Genomic DNA, 15,842 nt, shown 5'->3' on the forward strand with positions numbered 1-15,842 from the left:
TCCTGTTCAGCGGGTCTTCCACGGCCCTCGGCCGGCGACGTCCAGCGCCACCAACAGGACCGCCAGGGCGGCCGTCCAGCCGTGGTGCACGGTCTCCCAGGCCGGCTCGCGCGGGTAGAGCCACGGCCAGTACGGCCCGCGCAGGACCAGCGTGACCGCGAACACCGCCAGCAGGCCGCCCATCCCGGCCAGCGCCGCGGCCCTGCCCTCGTACCGGCGCGCGGCGACCGTGGCCGCCAGCAGACCGGCCACGACGCACGCCGCGGCCTCCACCGCGATCCCCGGCACCGGCAGGACACCCCCGGCGGGGAGCCGCGCCACCGCGATCGCGCACGCGGCCGCCCAGCACGCCCCGGCGGTCAGGGCGCCGGCCGCGCAGCGGATCCGGTGACGCAGCACGCGGGGGACCGGGCTCGCGGCGGTGCTCGCGGCCATCTCGTCGAGGACGGTGAAGCCCGCGGCGGCGCCCAGCAGCGGTCCGGCCATCCTGAGCAGGGTCAGGGCGGTGCCGGAACCCAGCGGGGAGCCCGCGTCGAGCACGCTGACCAGCACCACGACCAGGAGGCCGGAGACGAGCACGGGGATCCAGTCGACGGCCCGCGCCACCGGCCCGATGAGGCGGATCACCCGCACGGCCGCCCCCTCACGGGCCCGGCGGCCGTCTCGGGGCGCTTGGGCGCCGGGGTCGCCTCCGGGCGCAGCCCGAGCAGCGGCAGCGCCTGCTCGATGCCGGTGCGCGGGTCCATCAGCGTGTCCCAGTGCGCCCAGACGCGTGCCCGCGCGCCGGGCGAGGCCAGCAGCCGCCTGGCGTACCCCACCTCGGCCGAGCCGTAGCCGACGCCGAGGGGGAAGGGCCCCGCGGCGTAGGAGGAGCCGCCGATCTGGACCAGCCGGTCCTGCGGCAGCGCGGGCGGGACGACCTGTCCGAGCAGCCAGAGCGCCACGACCGTGCGCGCCTGGCCGCGGGCGTCGCAGCCCTCGCCCCCCGAGGTGTTCCCCCGCCGCAGCCCTGTCACCAGGTCGATCAGGCCGGCGGCGAGGAGCGCGCGGTGGTCCTCTCCGGTGCCGCCGCGGCCCCACACCATGAACGCCCTGACGGACGGCGCGTCGTCGTCCTCGTACGTCGCCCAGCTCTCGGCCCACTGCCGCACGACCGGCAGGCGGTCGCGCCGCCACGGGGGCAGCGCCTCCGCGACCGGTCCGGCAGCCGCGGCCCACAACGGGATCCACGGCTCGTAGCCCGGGAAGGCGCAGTACGTGAGGAGCCCGCGCCGCTCGCACCGCCGGCTCCCCGGGGCCAGGTAGTGGTCGCGCACCCAGGCGGGCAGCCGCTCCGGCCGGGCGGCCGCGGCGAAGCGCAGGGCGTTGACCTCGGCGCCGGGGGCCCGCGCCGTGGCGACGGCCCCGGCGGGCACCGCCACCGCCGCGGCGGCCACCGCCGCGACCACCCGCGCCGGACGCGGTCCGTGCCGCAGCAGCGCCAGCGCGCCCATCAGCGCGACCGCCGCCACCAGGTAGACCACGTGCAGCCCCGACGGCCGGCCGGGCCAGTCGGGGCCGTGGAACAGCACGACCGGCAGGAACCAGCCGCCGTAGCCGCTCTGGTTGCCGTCGAGGTACGTGAACGCGCCCACCACGAACACCGCCAGCGGCGCCGCGACCGCCCACCGGACCCAGCGCGCCAGCACCGCGCCCAGGGCGGCGGCGAACGGCACCGCCAGGACCCCGGCCACCGCCTCGAACGGGTCCAGCCTCCCGGCCACCGGCCCCATGAACGCGCGGATCACCAGGTAGAGCGCCATCACCAGGGCCGCGATGCCGGTACCGGCGGCCACGACCGCGGCGACGGCGGCCGAGGTGCGCGACGCGGCGCGGCCGGGCAGCGCGGCCAGCGCCTCCGGCACGCTCCGGCGCCGGTCGCGGGCGACGGCGAGGTGGGCGGACAGCAGCCCCGCCGCGGCGAGCAGCAGCATGGCCCCCGACATGCTCACCGGATCGATCGTCAGGTCCGGCAGCCACTCCCACACGGCCACCAGCCGCAGCACCAGGCAGAGGACGGCCGCGCCCCACAGGAGGGGGCTGCGCAGCGCCCTGCGCAGCTCGAAGACGAACAACGCCGCCGCGCCCGGCCACCCCCCGGCCGCTCCTCCTGCGCCCGGCGGCCTCCTGGCCGTCTCTCCTCCGCCAGGCTGCCTCCTGGCCGCGTCTCCTGCGTCCGGCCATCTTCTGGCCGTCCCTTCTCCGGCCGGCCACCTCCTGAGCGCCCCTCCTCTGACCGGTCGTTCCGTGGTCGACCCCTCTCGGCCCGGCCGTTCACGGCCCGGCCACACCATCCGGCGCCCGGTCATGCCACGGCCTCCGCCCGCGCGCCGAGCAGCAGCAGGTAGCCGTCCTCGATGGCGGGCTCGGCCGGGGCGGCGCCCGCGGGGCGCTCGCCGACGACGCGGTGACGGCCCTCGGCCGTCCGCCACCGCAGCACGGCGCCGGTGGGCGGCTCGTCGCAGATCCACACCTTCCCGGCCGCGACCCCGGCCAGGCCGCGCGGCGTCCCGTCGAACACGACACCGCCGCCGGACATCACGACCACGTGGTCGCACAGGGCGGCCACGTCCTCGGTCTGGTGGGTGGACAGCAGCACGGTGCGGTCCTCGCCGAGCCGGGAGACCAGGGCGCGGAAGCGCATGCGCTGCTCGGGGTCGAGGCCCACGGTGGGTTCGTCGAGGACGAGCAGCTCGGGGTCGGCGAGCAGGGCCTGCGCCAGCGCCAGGCGTTGCCTCATGCCGCCCGAGAGCGTGCGCACCTTCGCGTGGGCGCGCCCGGCCAGGTCCGTCTCCTCCAGCACCCGGCGCACCTCGCGGTGGCGGCGCGCGCGGTCGGTCAGCTCCTTGAGGATCGCGACGTAGTCGAGCAGCTCGAAGACGGTGAAGCGCGGGTAGAAGCCGGGGTCCTGCGGCAGGTAGCCCAGGCGGCGGCGCAGCGCGGTGCGCTGCTCGCGCCGGGCCGGGTCCAGGCCCAGCGCGGTGATCCGGCCGCCGTCGGGGGCCAGGGTGGTGGCCAGGCAGCGCAGCAGGGTCGTCTTGCCCGCGCCGTTCGGGCCGAGCAGCCCGGTCACGCCGGGCCCGATGCTCAGGTCGGCGCGGTCGAGCACGGTGTTGCGTCCGAAGCGCTTGGTCAGCGCGCGGATCTCCACGGTGGCGTTCACCGGCGTTCTCCCAGGGTGAGGCGGCGGTGCCGCAGGCGGACGAGGACGAGCAGGGCGAGCACGGCGCCGCCGTACAGGGGCTGTGACGCCGGATGGAACGGCAGGAACCGGTCGTGGAGCGCGCCGTCGCAGAGCAGCACCGCGGCGAACCACCCGGTGGTGAGCAGTGCGCCGGCGAGCAGCGGCGGCAGGCGACCCGACAGGGCCAGCAGGGCGAGGCCGAGCGTGAGCGCCGGCAGCAGCCAGGCGGCGCTCAGCCCGAGCGGCCCGGGGAGCAGCAGCGTCGCCGCGCCGGTCATCCCGAGCGCGACGGACAGCACGGAGACGGCCCGCAGCAGGAAGAGCCGCGCCCCGGCCATCGGGGTGGCGGCGTGCAGCTCGTACGCGGGGTCCACCGAGCGGCCGTAGGCCAGCGCGATCCCCGCCACCGGCAGCACCGGCGCGGTCACCAGGAAGGCCAGCAGCACGTCGGGGTCGCCGGAGGTGGCCCGGGCCGCGACCACCGCGAACGCCAGCACGGCGGTCACCGCCACCAGCCACGCGCGGGTCAGGGAGGGCGTGGCCGTGAGCAACCGGGCCGTGTGCTCCGGCACCCCGGCCCGGACCAGGAGCCGCGTGCCGGGTCCCGGCCGCGGCCGGTCCACGACGTCCTCGATCCGTTCCCAGGCCGCCGCCAGCCACTCCTCCTCGTACGGCACGGCCGCGCGGCAGCGGGCGCACCGGGCGACGTGCGCCTCCACCGACATGACCTGGACGGGATCGAGACGCCCCGCCGTGTAGCGCCGCACCAGGTCGGCGGGCGGATGCCAGACAGCGCTCACGCGAGGAACCCCCTGAGCTGTGCTTTGGCCCGCATGACGCGGGTCTTGACGGTGCCCTCGGGGACGCCGAGGAGGCGGGCGGCCTCGCGCACGGTCAGGCCGTCCAGGACGGTCGCCTGGATGGCGGCCCGCAGGTCGGGGGAGAGCCGGGCCAGCGCCGTGCCGAGATCGCCGTGCTCGACCCCGACCAGGACCGCGTCCTCGGCCGACTCGGTGACGCCGCCCGCCGCGCCGATCCAGCCCGCCGCACCGATCCAGCCCGCCGCGCCGGACCAGCCGTTCCCCGAGCCGGACCAGCCGCTCGCCGTGCCCGACCCGACGCCCGACCCGACGCCCGGGAGGCCGCCCGGCGCGGGGGCGGCGCCGCTCTTGCGCAGCAGCGAGACGAGCCGGCGGACGGCGATCGTCCACATCCACGCCGCGGCGTCCCCCTGAGTGGCGCGGTAGCGGTGGGCGCCGCGCCAGATGGCCACGAAGGCGTCCTGGAGCGCCTCGTCCACCAGGCCGGGATCCGCGCAGCGGCGGGCCAGCCGGGCCCGCAGCCAGGGCGCGTGCCGCCGGTGCAGGATCTTCAGCGCCTCGGTCCGCTCGGCGGCCACGGCCTGGAGGAGTTCGGCGTCGTCACTGTCGGGCCCGATGGGAGGGGGCTCCCTGCGCCGGGCGAGGAATCGGTGCACATCTCCCTCTATCGCGGCGCCGACGCCGTCCGGTTCCCCGAACCGGGAAAAAGTGCTACTTGACGTTCATGAGCAAGTACTTGCTATCGTCTGTCAAGTGAGTACGAGTGAGGAGCACGTCGCGCTCGCCAGGGAGCTGGCCGCGCTGGTCGAGCGGCGGGTCGTCGATCCACTGGAGATCCTCTTCGGCGGCGGCCCGGGTGACGGGGACGGCGACCCCGTCGGCCTGGTCCGCGAGCGCCTGCGGATCGAGTCCGAGGTGTGGGCCGCGCAACTGCTGGGGCCCGACCAGCGGACGGCGGTCCACGCCGCGGCGCGGCTGATCGCGGCGCTCTATCCCGGCGACGGCCCGTTCGACCCGCCCGACGCGTGGTGGGGCACGGCCTTCGGCAGGGCGGTGGCCCGGCGCGCCGGTCACCCCGGCCGGGACGCGGTGCCGTTCGCCACCGCCGGGGCGATGCTCGGCATCACCCGGCAGGGCGTCCACGACCTCGTCAAGCGGGGCAAGCTCGACCGGCACCCCGACGGCGGGGTGACCACCCGATCCGTCCAGGAACGACTCAACCGACCTCAGGAGCGCCATGCCGCACGACCTGACCATCACTGACCACGACGTCCCCCTCGCCGTGCGCGACCACGGCGGGCCCGGCGACCCGGTGCTCCTCCTCCACGGGCTCGGCGGCACGCTGGACGCCTGGGACGGTCTCGACCTGGGTGGCCGCCGGGCCGTGGCCGTGGATCTGCGCGGCCACGGCCGCTCCGGCGACGGGCCGTGGACGTGGGAGCGCGTGCTGGACGACGTCGAGGCCGTGGCGCGGGCCCTGGACCTCGGGGAGCCGGCGATCGTCGGGCACTCGCTCGGCGGGATGCTCGCCGTCCAGTGGGCCCTGCGCCATCCCGCCTGCCCGGGCGTCGTGAACCTCGACGGCCTGCGCTCGGCCGAGAGCGACCCGGGCGACTACCCGGGCATGGACCCGGCCGCGCGGGACGAGGAGCTGGCCAAGCTCCGGGCCATGTTCGACGCGCAGGCCGCGGCCATGGGCGGCCCGCTGCCCGCCGAGGCCCGGGCGATGTTCCCCGCCAGGGCCCTGGTGGAGAGGGACGGGGAGACGTACGCCCGGCCCGGCCCGGAGCTGCTGGAAGCGGTGCGGTACACGCCGGAGTTCCGCGACACGATCCCGCTGCTGCGCCGGGTGGCCTGCCCCGCGCTGGTGGTGATCCCCACCCAGGACCCGCCGGGCATGCCGGGCGGTGAGCTGATGGCGGCCTTCCGGAGAGGGGTGCGGCGCGACCTCGCCGGGCTGCCGCCCCACATCCGCGTGGAGGAGCTGGACGCGAGCCACGACATGCTCGCCGAGCGGCGGGACGCGGTCGCCGCGCTCGTACGCGACTTCCTCGCGGCCTGACCGGACGGGCGGCGGGACCAGACGGGCGGCGGGACCAGACGGGCGGCGGGACCGGACGGGCGGCAGGACCGGACGGGCGGCGTGACCGGGCCCCGGGGGCTCAGCCTCTGCGGGTGAAGCCGCCCTGCGGCCCGGTGGCGATGTCGGTGAAGTAGCTGTCGTGCTCGACGAAGAAGCGGGCGCGTTCCTCGTCGGTGAGCCCGGCCAGTTCGGTGATGCCCTCGAAGTAGCCCTCGCGCGGCGCCCCCGGCGCGAACAGCATGAGCATCGAGGCCGGCTCGCCGGAGTCGTTGCGGAAGGCGTGCAGCCCGCCGACGGGGACGTAGAGGAAGTCGCCCGCGGTGGCCTCGACCCAGCGTTCGCCGTCGAACAGGCTCATCCGGCCGGACAGGATGAAGAACGACTCCGAGATCGTCCGGTGGAAGTGCAGGCTGGGCCCGCCGGGGGCGCCGTTCATGTCGACGCGGTACAGGCCGAACTCGCCGTCGGTGGAGGCGGTGGTGGCCAGGTAGTGGTACGCGCCGCCGCCCGTGACCAGGTCGGGTGTCGCGGTCGCGGGACGGAAGGCGGCGTTGATCTCGCCGGTCTCGCCGTAGTAGCGGGGGCTGGGGTAGGTCATGGCAGGCTCCTCAGGCGGTGATGAAGTCGCGGGTCAGGCCGATGATCCGGGAGGGGTCGGTGAACCAGTCCATGTGCCCCTCGCCCTCGATCTCGACCAGCCGGCTGTCCTTGATCCCGGCGTGCAGGTGCCGGGAGCCCTCGATGGGCACCATCTCGTCGGCGGTGAAGCCGACGACCAGGGTGGGCGCCACGACGCGGGACAGCCGCTCGCGCAGGTCCACCTGCAGGCAGACCTCGATCTGCTTGTCCACGCCCGCGGGCCACACGTCGTTCTGGGCGGCGGCCAGCGCCTCGTGGCCCCAGCCGTCCAGGACGCGCGGCGCGAACCCCTGCAACGCCATGAACCGCTTGTAGAGGCCGAGGTCGGTGGCGTACAGGTCGCGCCAGAAGGAGAAGTTGAACCGGTCGCGCGGTCCGGTGGTGTGCGCCCACGAGCCGACCAGGACGAGCCGGCGCACCAGCTCGGGGTGCTCGGCGGCGACCGCGGCGGCGATGGCGCCGCCGAGGGAGAAGCCGAGCAGGTCCACGGGCTCGCCGCCGCCGGTCGCGCGGATGGCGGCGACGGCCTGGGCGGTCAGCAGTTCGACGCTCGGCGCCGCGGTGCCGTCCTCGGTGTCGCCGCTGCCGGAGAAGTTGGGCCGCACCACGGTGCGGATGCCGGTGAAGTGGTCGACGACGTTGCCGAACACCCGGTCGGCGTCGCCGCCGGTGCCGTGCAGCAGCACCAGGCCGGGGCCGTCGCCGGCGATCTCGTAGTGGACGCGGCCGCCGCCGAGCGCGACAGAGGTCATGGGCATGACGTTCTCCAGAACGATCAGAGGGAGGGCAAGGCGGCCGCCTTTGCTAAAATCTCAACGTTAAGAGAACATCACATCGACCGTCTCAACGTCAAATCTCTTAATGTTGAGACAGTGAGCATTGAGGGATCTGCCGTGGATGACGCGACCGACATGCTGATGGCCCAGTGGCGTCGCGAACGCCCCGACCTGGACTTCTGGCCGGTGGGGGTCGTGGGCCGGGTGACCCGGCTGGCCGCCCTGCTGCAGAAGGAGTTCAGGGAGTTCTTCGCCCGGCACGGCCTGGAGAAGGGCGAGTGGGACGTCATGGCGCTGCTGCGCCGGTCCGGCGAGCCGTACGAGCTGAGCGCGGGCGCCCTGCTGAAGGAGACCATGGTCACCTCCGGGGCGATCACCAACCGCATCGACCGGATGGAGGCCAAGGGGCTGGTCGAGCGGGTCCGGGATCCCGCCGACCGCCGGTCCGTCATCGTCCGCCTGACGCGGCGCGGCGTGGAGGCGTGCGACGAGGTGATCGCGCTGCACATGGCCAACGAGGCGCGCCTGCTGGCGGCGCTGGGCGAGGACGACCGCGAGGACCTGGCGGCCCTGCTGCGCCGGGTCCTGGTCGACCTCGGCGACACATCCCTGTGACGCCCGGGGCCGGGTTCCCGCGCGCGCGAGCCCGGCCCCGGACGAGTGGTCAGGAGGCGGGGATGCGGGACATCATGCGCTCCATGCCGTTGACCCAGTTGTCGCGCAACGCCTGGACGGCCTCGGCCCGGTCGCCGGTCATGAGCAGTTCGGCCACCCGGCAGTGCTCGGCGGCCTCGCGTTCGAGCGGCGTGTCGTCGCTCGCCAGCAGGTGGGCGTAGCGGCGCAGCCCCGCCTTGACGCTGGTGATGAGGTCGATCAGCCGCTCGTTGCGGCAGCCGCTGACGAGCAGGTCGTGCCACTCGTCGTCGTGGCGCTCTATCACGTGCTGCTCGGCGATCCGGTCGGGGAAGTCGCGCGCCATCCGCAGCAGCTCGGGCGCGATCTCGCGCAGGTAGGCCGGATCGGAGCGGTCGAGGGCCAGCGCCTCCAGCCCCGCCACGATCTCGCAGAGCTCCCTGAACTCCTTCCTGCTCACCGGGGCGAACCGGAATCCGCGCCCCTGGGTGCTCTCCAGGACGCCCTCGCCCGCCATGGTGATCAGCGCCTCGCGCAGGGGGGTGCGGCTGACACCGAGCTCGGCCGCCAGCGCGACCTCGTTGATGTCGGTGCCCGCGGCGAAGTCTCCCCGGTCGAGCCTGCCCAGCAGCTCTTCGCGGATCTGCTCGCGTAGCGGTCGCCGGTCGATCGGCATGACGCTCCTTCGGTTTCGGCCGTGCCCAATACTAGCCCTTGACGTGATTCAAAATACTGCACTATGAATTCTGAATACAAAAGACAGGAGGGAGTGTCGAGTGGGTCTGACCCGGGTGCCGGGGCTGCTGTACGGCGGCGACTACAACCCCGAGCAGTGGCCTGAGGAGGTCTGGGCCGAGGACGTGCGCCTCATGGCCGAGGCCGGGGTCACCATGGTCACCGTGGCGGTGTTCGCCTGGTCGCGGCTGGAGCCCGAGCCGGGCGCGTACGACTTCGGCTGGCTCGACCGCGTGCTCGGCCTGCTGCACGAGCACGGCATCGCCGCCGACATCGCCACCGCGACCGCCACCCCGCCCCCGTGGCTGGTGCGCCGCCATCCCGACGTCATGCCGGTCGACGCCGCGGGCACCCGCCTGGAGTTCGGCTCCCGGCAGGGCTACTGCCCCAGCTCGCCGGTCTTCCGCGAGCACGCCGTACGGCTGGCGACCGCCATGGCCACCCGCTACGGCGACCACCCGGCGCTGGCCCTGTGGCACGTGGGCAACGAGTACGCCGACCACACCCTCGAATGCTTCTGCCCCGAGTCGGCCCGCCACTTCCGCGCCTGGCTCCAGACCCGCTACGGCACGGTCGCCGGGCTCAACGCCGCCTGGGGCACCTCCTGCTGGGGCCAGCACTACACCGGCTTCGACCAGGTCGAGCCGCCCCGCAAGGCGCCGGGGCCGGTCAACCCCGCCCAGCTCCTCGACTGGCGGCGCTTCTGCAGCGACGCCCTGCTGGAGCTGTTCACCGCCGAGCGCGACGCGCTGCGCGCCGTCACCCCGGACGTGCCGGTCACCACGAACTTCATGAGCATCCTGCACGGCCTCGACTACTGGGCCTGGGCGCAGGCCGAGGACCTGGTGAGCGACGACGCCTACCCCGACCCGGCCGACCCGGCCTCGCACGTGGCGGTCGCGCTCAGCTACGACCTCATGCGCTCGCTCAAGCGGCGGCCCTGGCTGCTCATGGAGTCCGCGCCGTCGGCCGTGTCGTGGCGCGAGGTCAACGCCCCCAAGCCGCCCGGCGTGATGCGCCTGCACAGCCTGCAGGCCGTCGCCCACGGCGCCGACGGCGTGATGTTCTTCCAGTGGCGGCAGGCCAAGTACGGGCCGGAGAAGTTCCACTCCGCGCTGCTGCCGCACGGCGGCACCGCCACGCGCGGCTGGCGCGACACGCTGCGGCTCGGCGCGGACCTGCGCCGGCTCGCGGAGGTCGCGGGCGGCCACACCCGCGCCGACGTGGCGCTGGTGTTCGGCTGGGACAGCTGGTGGGGGCTGGAGGCGCCCGAGTCGATGCCCTCCGACCGGCTCAAGCTCAAGGACCTGCTGCTGTCCTGGTACGCGCCGCTGCACGCCCGTGGCATCGCCGTCGACCTCGCGCCGCCCGGCGCCGACCTGTCGGGCTACCGCGTGGTGATCGTGCCCAACCTCTACCTGTGCACCGCCGAGCAGGCCGCGGCGCTCGCCGACGTGACCGGGGAGCTGGTCGTCGGCCCGTTCAGCGGCGTGGTGGACGAGGCCGACCAGGTGCACGACGGCGGCGCGCCCGGCCCGCTGCGCGACCTGCTGGGCGTCGCGGTCGAGGAGTTCTGGCCGCTGCCCGACGGCGTCACCCAGCCCCTGCGCCACGCCGGCGGCGGCGCGGGCGCGGCCCGGACCTGGGCCGAGTGGCTGCGCCCCGACGAGGGCACGGCCGTGCTCGCCCGCTTCGAGGGCGGTGACCTGGACGGGCTGCCCGCGATCACCCGCAAGGGCAACGCCACCTACCTCGGCTGCCTGCCCGCCGACCTGACGCCCGTGCTGGACCGCGTGCTCGCCGGGGTCCCGGCGATCGCCGTGCCCGCCGGGGTGGAGGCGGTCCGGCGGGGCCGCCACCTGTTCCTGCTCAACCACACCACCGACGAGCAGCGGATCGCCCTGCCGTACCCCGGCCGGGACCTGCTCACCGACACCGACCTGCGAGGCGACGCCGTCCTCGCCCCGCGCGACGCCGTCGTGCTCAGGATCGAAGGAGACACGTGACGCACCCGTACATCCCGAACGCCGAACCCGGCGTGCGGGCCGAGATGCTCGCCGCGATCGGCGCGGAGAGCGTCGAGGAGTTCTACGCCGGCATCCCCGCGGACCTGCGCCTGGACCGGCCGCTCGACCTGCCGGAGCCCCTCACGGCCGAGTCCGACCTGGTCCGCCACATGAACGGCCTGCTCGGCCGCACCACCGGCACCGACGAGGCGCTGAGCTTCCTCGGCCACGGCTGCTACCCGCACCACGTGCCCGCCGTCTGCGACGAGGTCAACTCCAGGAGCGAGTTCCTGACCGCGTACGCCGGCGAGCCGTACGAGGACCACGGCCGCTTCCAGGCCCTGTTCGAGTACGTCAGCATGATGGGCGAGCTGCTCGAGATGGACGTCGTCAACGTCCCCACCTACGACGGGTTCCAGGCGGCGGGCACCGCGCTGCGCATGGCCTGCCGTTACACCGGCCGCTCGAAGGTGCTGGTCAGCGCGGCCGTGGCCGCCGACAAGCTGAGCAAGCTGCGCGACTTCCTCGCCCCGGACGTCGAGATCGTGCCCGCCCCCGTGGGCGACGACGGCCAGCTCGCCGTCCCCGCCTTCGACGACTCGTACGCCGCGATCTACCTGGAGACGCCGAACGTGTACGGCGTCGTCGAGACGCGCGGCCGGGAGCTGGCCGACCTGGCCCACGCCCAGGGCGCCCTGCTCGTCGTCGGCGCCGACCCGATCTCCCTGGGCGTGCTCGCCCCGCCCGCCGCGTACGGCGCCGACATCGCCTGCGGCGACATCCAGTCGCTCGGCATGCACCAGAGCTTCGGCGGCGGCCACGCCGGCTACATCGCCACCCACGACCACGAGCCGCTGGTCGCCGAGTTCCCCTCCCGGCTGTTCGGCATCGCGCCGACGAAGGTGCCCGGCGAGTACGGCTTCGGCGACGTCTTCTACGACCGCACGTCCTTCGCCCACCGCGAGGAGGGAAAGGAGTGGGTGGGCACCGCCGCCGCCCTGTGGGGCATCACGGCAGGCGTCTACCTCGCGCTCATGGGCCCGCACGGCATGCGCGAGCTGGGGGAGACGATCCTCGCCCGCACCAGGTACGCGATGGACGCCCTGGCCCGGTCTGTTACCGTTCTGCACCCGGACGCGGTGCACTTCCGCGAGTTCGCCGTGGAGGTGCCCTCCAGCGCCGCCCTGCTCGACCGGCTGCGCGAGCGCGGCATCTACGGCGGGGTGCCCCTCGACGACCGCACGGTGCTGGTCTGCGTGACCGAGCGCCATTCCATCGCCGACATCGACCGCCTCGCCGCAGAAATCGCCGAGATCGCCGCCACCCAGGAGACGCTGTGAACACCGCGGAGCCCTTCGCCGAGCTGCCCGTCGCGCCGAAGCCGCCGCTGCGCCGCTTCCACCAGGCCCGCTGGGACGAGCCGATGATCTTCGAGCTGTCCAGGCCGGGCCGCCGCGGCGTCGCCGTGCCCGAGCCCGGCGCCCCCCGGGTCGAGCTGCCGGAGTCGGTGCGCCGCGCCGAGCCGCCGAAGCTGCCCGAGCTGGCGCAGCCGCACGTGGTCCGCCACTACCTGCGCCTGTCGCAGGAGAACCTGGGCAACGACCTCAACATCGACGTCGGCCAGGGCACCTGCACGATGAAGTACAGCCCCAAGGTCAACGACCGGTTCGCCGCCGCGGTCGCCGAGCTGCACCCGCTCCAGCACGAGGACACCGTGCAGGGCGTGCTGGAGATCTACTGGCGGATGGAGCGCATGCTGGCCGAGATCTCCGGCATGTCCCGGGTCTCGCTCCAGCCGGCCTCCGGCTCGGCCGCCATCTACGCGAACATCGCCATGATCCGCGCCTACCACGCGGCCCGCGGCGAGACCCACCGCGACCAGGTCATCACCACGATCTTCTCCCACCCGTCGAACGCGGCGTGCGCAAAGGTCGCCGGCTTCGAGGTCATCACCCTGATGCCGGACGCCGACGGCCTGCCGGACATCGAGGCGCTGCGCGCGGCCGTCGGGCCCCGCACCGCCGCCCTGATGATCACCAACCCGGAGGACACCGGCATCTTCAACCCGCGCATCCGGGAGTTCGTGGACCTCGTCCACGAGGCGGGCGGCCTGGCCTGCTACGACCAGGCCAACGCCAACGGCATCCTCGGCATCACCCGGGCCCGCGACGCCGGGTTCGACCTGTGCCACTTCAACCTGCACAAGACCTTCTCCACCCCGCACTCCTGCGGCGGGCCCGCGGCCGGGGCGTGCGGCGTGTCGGCCGACCTGGCGCCCTTCCTGCCCGGCCCGGTCGTCGTCTTCGACGGCTCGGCGTACCGGCTGGAGACCCCGGAACGTTCCATCGGCAAGGTGCGGCCGTTCCTCGGCGTCACCCAGAACATCGTGCGCGCCTACGCCTGGATCATGTCGCTCGGCGCGGAGGGCCTGCGCCAGGTGGCCGAGACGGCCGCGCTCAACAACAACTACCTGATGCGCAAGATCATCGCCATCCCCGGCGCGTCGGCGCCCTGGGGCACGCGGCGCATCGAGCAGGCGCGTTACTCCTGGCAGGAACTGGCGGAGGAGACCGGGGTCCACTCCGAGGAGATCGGCGTGCGGGCGGCGGACTTCGGCGTGCACTACTGGACCAGCCACCACCCGTACCTGGTGCCGGAGCCGTTCACGCTGGAGCCGACCGAGTCGTACTCCATGGAGGACCTCGACGAGTACGCCGCGATCCTCGCCCACGTCGCGGACGAGGCCCGCCGCGATCCCGAGATGGTCAAGGGCGCCCCCTACAACCAGAGCGTGCACAAGATCGACCCGTCGCCGCTCGACGACCCCAAGGCGTGGGCGCCCACCTGGCGCGCCTACGTCCGCAAGCACCTGTCATGAGCGCGGGGGTGTCGGTGGGCCTGGTCGTCAACCCGGTCGCCGGGCTGGGCGGGGCGGCGGGCCTGAAGGGCAGCGACGGCGCCGAGGTGCAGCGCGCGGCCCTGGCCCGGGGCGCCACGCCGCGGGCGGGGGAGCGGGCCGAGCGGGCGGTGCGCGCGCTGCTGGCGCGCCGTCCCGGCACGCGCCTGGTCACGGCGCCGGGCCCGATGGGCGAGCACAGCGCCCGTGCCGCCGGCGCCCCCCATGATCTGGTACGTTCCACGGCCGGCCCGCACTCCGCCGGAACACCGGCGGACTCCCTCGGCTCAGGGGCCGGCGCGCCCACGACGGCGCGGGACACCCGGGAGGCCGTCCTGGCGATGGCCGGGGTGGACCTGCTGCTGTTCGCGGGCGGCGACGGGACGGCGCGCGACGTGCTCGACGCGGTCCGCGAGCTGCGCGAGCGCGGCGAGCGCGTCCCGCCGGTGCTGGGGATCCCGGCCGGGGTGAAGGTGTACTCCGGCTGCTTCGCGGTCAGCCCGGCCGCGGCGGGGTTCCTCGCCGCGGCGTACCTCTCCGGGGCCTCCGGCGTCTCCGGCCCGGCGCTCGCCGAGGCCGAGGTGGTGGACCTCGACGAGGACCGCTACCGGCAGGGGCTGGTGAGCCCGGTCCTCTACGGCGCCGTCCTGGTTCCCGCCGCCCCCGCCGCGCTGTCGGGCCGCAAGGCCGGCTCGTCCGGGACGGCGCCCGGCACGGTCGAGGGCATCGCCCGGGAGGTCGTCTCCCGGATGCGGCCCGGCGTCCGCCACGTCCTGGGACCCGGCGCCACCACGCGGGCCGTCGGCCGCGAGCTCGGCCTGGCCACCACCCTCCTCGGTGTGGACGTCGTCGAACGCGCCGAACGCGACGGACGCGACGGCCACGGCGAACGTGACGGCGGCGGCCGGCTGGTGGCGGCCGACGTCTCGGAGGAGGAGCTGTCCGCGCTGGTCGCCGGCCGGGAGACGGTCCTCGTGCTGTCGGTGATCGGCGGCCAGGGGTTCGTGCTCGGCCGCGGCAACCAGCAGGTGTCGCCGCGCGTGCTGCGCGCCGTCCTCGGCGACACCCCCGGCGCGCGGGCCGACGGGCGGCTGCTCGTCCTGGCCACCCAGCAGAAACTGGCCGCCCTCGGCGGCCGCCCGCTGCTCGCCGACAGCGGCGACGAGGACCTCGACCGGATGCTCGCCGGGCACGTCCAGGTGATCACCGGTCACCACGAAAGCACGATCTACCGCATCAGTGCGGCAAGTGAGGAGTTGAACGGATGAACGCCCAGCTCGAGGGCAAGGTCGCGATCGTCACCGGCGGTGCCTCCGGCATCGGGCGCGCCACCGCGCTGCTCTTCGCCGGGGAGGGCGCCCGGGTGGTCGTCGCCGACATCGACGGCCCGGGGGCCGAGACCACCGCCGCGCGGATCAACGACGCCCGGCCCGGGGCCGCGGTGGCGATCCGCGCCGACGTGTCGGCCCCCGACGACTGCCGGCTCGTCGTGGACACCGCCACCGGGACCTTCGGCGGGCTGCACGTCCTGTTCAACAACGCCGGCATCATCCGCCGCACCACGGCCCTGGACCTCGACGTCGAGGAGTGGGACCGCGTCATGGCGGTCAACGTCCGCTCCGTCTTCCTCATGTGCAAGTACGCCGTCCCGGCGATGACCGAGGGCGGCTCGATCGTCAACACCGGGTCGGGCTGGGGCCTCAAGGGCGGCGGCAACGCCCTGTCCTACTGCGCCTCCAAGGCGGCCGTGGTCAACATGACCCGGGCGCTGGCCATCGACCACGCCCGCGCCGGGATCCGGGTCAACTCCGTCAACCCCGGCGACACCGACACGCCCATGCTGCGCGACGAGGCCCGCCAGCTCGGCGAGGACTGGACCGCGTTCGCGAGCGACGCGGCCGACCGGCCGATGGGCCGCGCCGGAACCCCGGAGGAGATCGCCCGCGCCGTGCTGTTCCTGGCGGCCGACGCCTCCAGCTACGTCACCGGATCCGCCCTCGTCGTCGACGGCGGCGGACTCGCCTGACACC

General features: G+C 74.7%; 16 protein-coding genes. 8 read left to right on the plus strand and 8 right to left on the minus strand.

Annotated features, from left to right (window positions below; genetic code table 11):
- Nucleotides 1-6: 6 nt before the first annotated feature.
- The 5 genes from HD595_RS37515 to HD595_RS37535 all read right to left on the minus strand — a co-directional run bounded on the left by HD595_RS37515 (nucleotide 7) and on the right by HD595_RS37535 (nucleotide 4,700).
- The gene (locus tag HD595_RS37515; RefSeq protein WP_253777618.1) at nucleotides 7-633 is read right to left on the minus strand and encodes a hypothetical protein; all 627 of its coding nucleotides are present in this window, start codon (nucleotides 631-633) and stop codon (nucleotides 7-9) included.
- Nucleotides 624-2,114: a hypothetical protein gene (locus tag HD595_RS37520; RefSeq protein ID WP_253777620.1), complete on the minus strand. Its 1,491-nt coding sequence runs from the start codon at nucleotides 2,112-2,114 to the stop codon at nucleotides 624-626. Before HD595_RS37520 ends, HD595_RS37515 begins: the two co-directional genes overlap by 10 nt.
- 230 nt (nucleotides 2,115-2,344) lie before the next feature.
- Nucleotides 2,345-3,202 (minus strand): ATP-binding cassette domain-containing protein, encoded by an 858-nt coding sequence (locus HD595_RS37525; RefSeq protein ID WP_253777630.1) that lies wholly within the window; start codon nucleotides 3,200-3,202, stop codon nucleotides 2,345-2,347.
- Nucleotides 3,199-4,023, minus strand: a complete 825-nt coding sequence (locus HD595_RS37530) for a zf-HC2 domain-containing protein (protein WP_253777632.1) — start codon at nucleotides 4,021-4,023, stop codon at nucleotides 3,199-3,201. Before HD595_RS37530 ends, HD595_RS37525 begins: the two co-directional genes overlap by 4 nt.
- Entirely contained in the window at nucleotides 4,020-4,700 is a 681-nt protein-coding gene (locus HD595_RS37535; RefSeq protein WP_253777634.1) for an RNA polymerase sigma factor, read from the minus strand. The genes HD595_RS37530 and HD595_RS37535 overlap by 4 nt, the downstream gene beginning before the upstream one ends.
- A gap of 97 nt (nucleotides 4,701-4,797) precedes the next feature.
- Between HD595_RS37535 and HD595_RS37540 the strand changes: the two genes are divergently transcribed.
- Nucleotides 4,798-5,307 carry a hypothetical protein gene (locus HD595_RS37540; RefSeq protein WP_253777637.1) on the plus strand — a complete coding sequence of 170 codons (510 nt, stop codon included), beginning with the start codon at nucleotides 4,798-4,800 and terminating at the stop codon, nucleotides 5,305-5,307.
- Nucleotides 5,282-6,106: an alpha/beta fold hydrolase gene (locus HD595_RS37545; protein ID WP_253777639.1), complete on the plus strand. Its 825-nt coding sequence runs from the start codon at nucleotides 5,282-5,284 to the stop codon at nucleotides 6,104-6,106. Before HD595_RS37540 ends, HD595_RS37545 begins: the two co-directional genes overlap by 26 nt.
- 100 nt (nucleotides 6,107-6,206) lie before the next feature.
- On the opposite strand, the gene HD595_RS37550 is transcribed toward HD595_RS37545, so the two are convergent.
- Both HD595_RS37550 and HD595_RS37555 read right to left on the minus strand, forming a co-directional pair.
- On the minus strand, nucleotides 6,207-6,725 hold the full coding sequence (locus tag HD595_RS37550; RefSeq protein ID WP_253777641.1) for a cupin domain-containing protein: 519 nt from the start codon (nucleotides 6,723-6,725) through the stop codon (nucleotides 6,207-6,209).
- A gap of 10 nt (nucleotides 6,726-6,735) precedes the next feature.
- A complete protein-coding gene (locus HD595_RS37555) occupies nucleotides 6,736-7,518 on the minus strand; it encodes an alpha/beta fold hydrolase (protein ID WP_253777643.1) in 783 nt (260 codons plus the stop codon).
- 141 nt (nucleotides 7,519-7,659) lie between these two features.
- Here HD595_RS37555 and HD595_RS37560 point away from each other — a divergent pair, with 141 nt between their 5' ends.
- The gene (locus tag HD595_RS37560) at nucleotides 7,660-8,157 is read left to right on the plus strand and encodes a MarR family winged helix-turn-helix transcriptional regulator (RefSeq protein ID WP_253777645.1); all 498 of its coding nucleotides are present in this window, start codon (nucleotides 7,660-7,662) and stop codon (nucleotides 8,155-8,157) included.
- A 49-nt stretch (nucleotides 8,158-8,206) separates the two neighbouring features.
- Here HD595_RS37560 and HD595_RS37565 read toward each other — a convergent pair whose 3' ends face one another.
- Complete coding sequence (locus HD595_RS37565; protein ID WP_253777647.1) at nucleotides 8,207-8,851, minus strand: GntR family transcriptional regulator; 645 nt, start codon at nucleotides 8,849-8,851, stop codon at nucleotides 8,207-8,209.
- Between the two features lie 100 nt (nucleotides 8,852-8,951).
- Here HD595_RS37565 and HD595_RS37570 point away from each other — a divergent pair, with 100 nt between their 5' ends.
- From HD595_RS37570 to HD595_RS37590, 5 genes are read left to right on the plus strand one after another with little or no spacing between them, the layout of a single operon-like run.
- Nucleotides 8,952-10,916, plus strand: coding sequence for a beta-galactosidase (locus HD595_RS37570; protein WP_253777649.1), 1,965 nt, complete (start codon nucleotides 8,952-8,954; stop codon nucleotides 10,914-10,916).
- Nucleotides 10,913-12,256 carry an aminomethyl-transferring glycine dehydrogenase subunit GcvPA gene (gene gcvPA / locus HD595_RS37575; protein ID WP_253777651.1) on the plus strand — a complete coding sequence of 448 codons (1,344 nt, stop codon included), beginning with the start codon at nucleotides 10,913-10,915 and terminating at the stop codon, nucleotides 12,254-12,256. The genes HD595_RS37570 and gcvPA overlap by 4 nt, the downstream gene beginning before the upstream one ends.
- Nucleotides 12,253-13,794, plus strand: a complete 1,542-nt coding sequence (gcvPB, locus tag HD595_RS37580) for an aminomethyl-transferring glycine dehydrogenase subunit GcvPB (protein ID WP_253777654.1) — start codon at nucleotides 12,253-12,255, stop codon at nucleotides 13,792-13,794. Before gcvPA ends, gcvPB begins: the two co-directional genes overlap by 4 nt.
- Complete coding sequence (locus HD595_RS37585; protein WP_253777656.1) at nucleotides 13,791-15,080, plus strand: ATP-NAD kinase family protein; 1,290 nt, start codon at nucleotides 13,791-13,793, stop codon at nucleotides 15,078-15,080. Before gcvPB ends, HD595_RS37585 begins: the two co-directional genes overlap by 4 nt.
- Nucleotides 15,077-15,838, plus strand: coding sequence for an SDR family NAD(P)-dependent oxidoreductase (locus HD595_RS37590; protein WP_253777658.1), 762 nt, complete (start codon nucleotides 15,077-15,079; stop codon nucleotides 15,836-15,838). Before HD595_RS37585 ends, HD595_RS37590 begins: the two co-directional genes overlap by 4 nt.
- The last annotated feature ends 4 nt before the right edge of the window (nucleotides 15,839-15,842 follow it).

The sequence above is a fragment of the Nonomuraea roseoviolacea subsp. carminata genome (genome assembly GCF_024172185.1).
Lineage (GTDB): Bacteria > Actinomycetota > Actinomycetes > Streptosporangiales > Streptosporangiaceae > Nonomuraea > Nonomuraea roseoviolacea.

Coding starts and splice junctions, on each gene's coding strand:
- HD595_RS37545 (WP_253777639.1), top strand. CDS start 5,282: ATGCCGCACGACCTGACCATCACTGACCACGACGTCCCCCTCGCCGTG.
- HD595_RS37590 (WP_253777658.1), top strand. CDS start 15,077: ATGAACGCCCAGCTCGAGGGCAAGGTCGCGATCGTCACCGGCGGTGCC.
- HD595_RS37565 (WP_253777647.1), bottom strand. CDS start 8,851: ATGCCGATCGACCGGCGACCGCTACGCGAGCAGATCCGCGAAGAGCTG.
- HD595_RS37555 (WP_253777643.1), bottom strand. CDS start 7,518: ATGACCTCTGTCGCGCTCGGCGGCGGCCGCGTCCACTACGAGATCGCC.
- HD595_RS37550 (WP_253777641.1), bottom strand. CDS start 6,725: ATGACCTACCCCAGCCCCCGCTACTACGGCGAGACCGGCGAGATCAAC.
- HD595_RS37585 (WP_253777656.1), top strand. CDS start 13,791: ATGAGCGCGGGGGTGTCGGTGGGCCTGGTCGTCAACCCGGTCGCCGGG.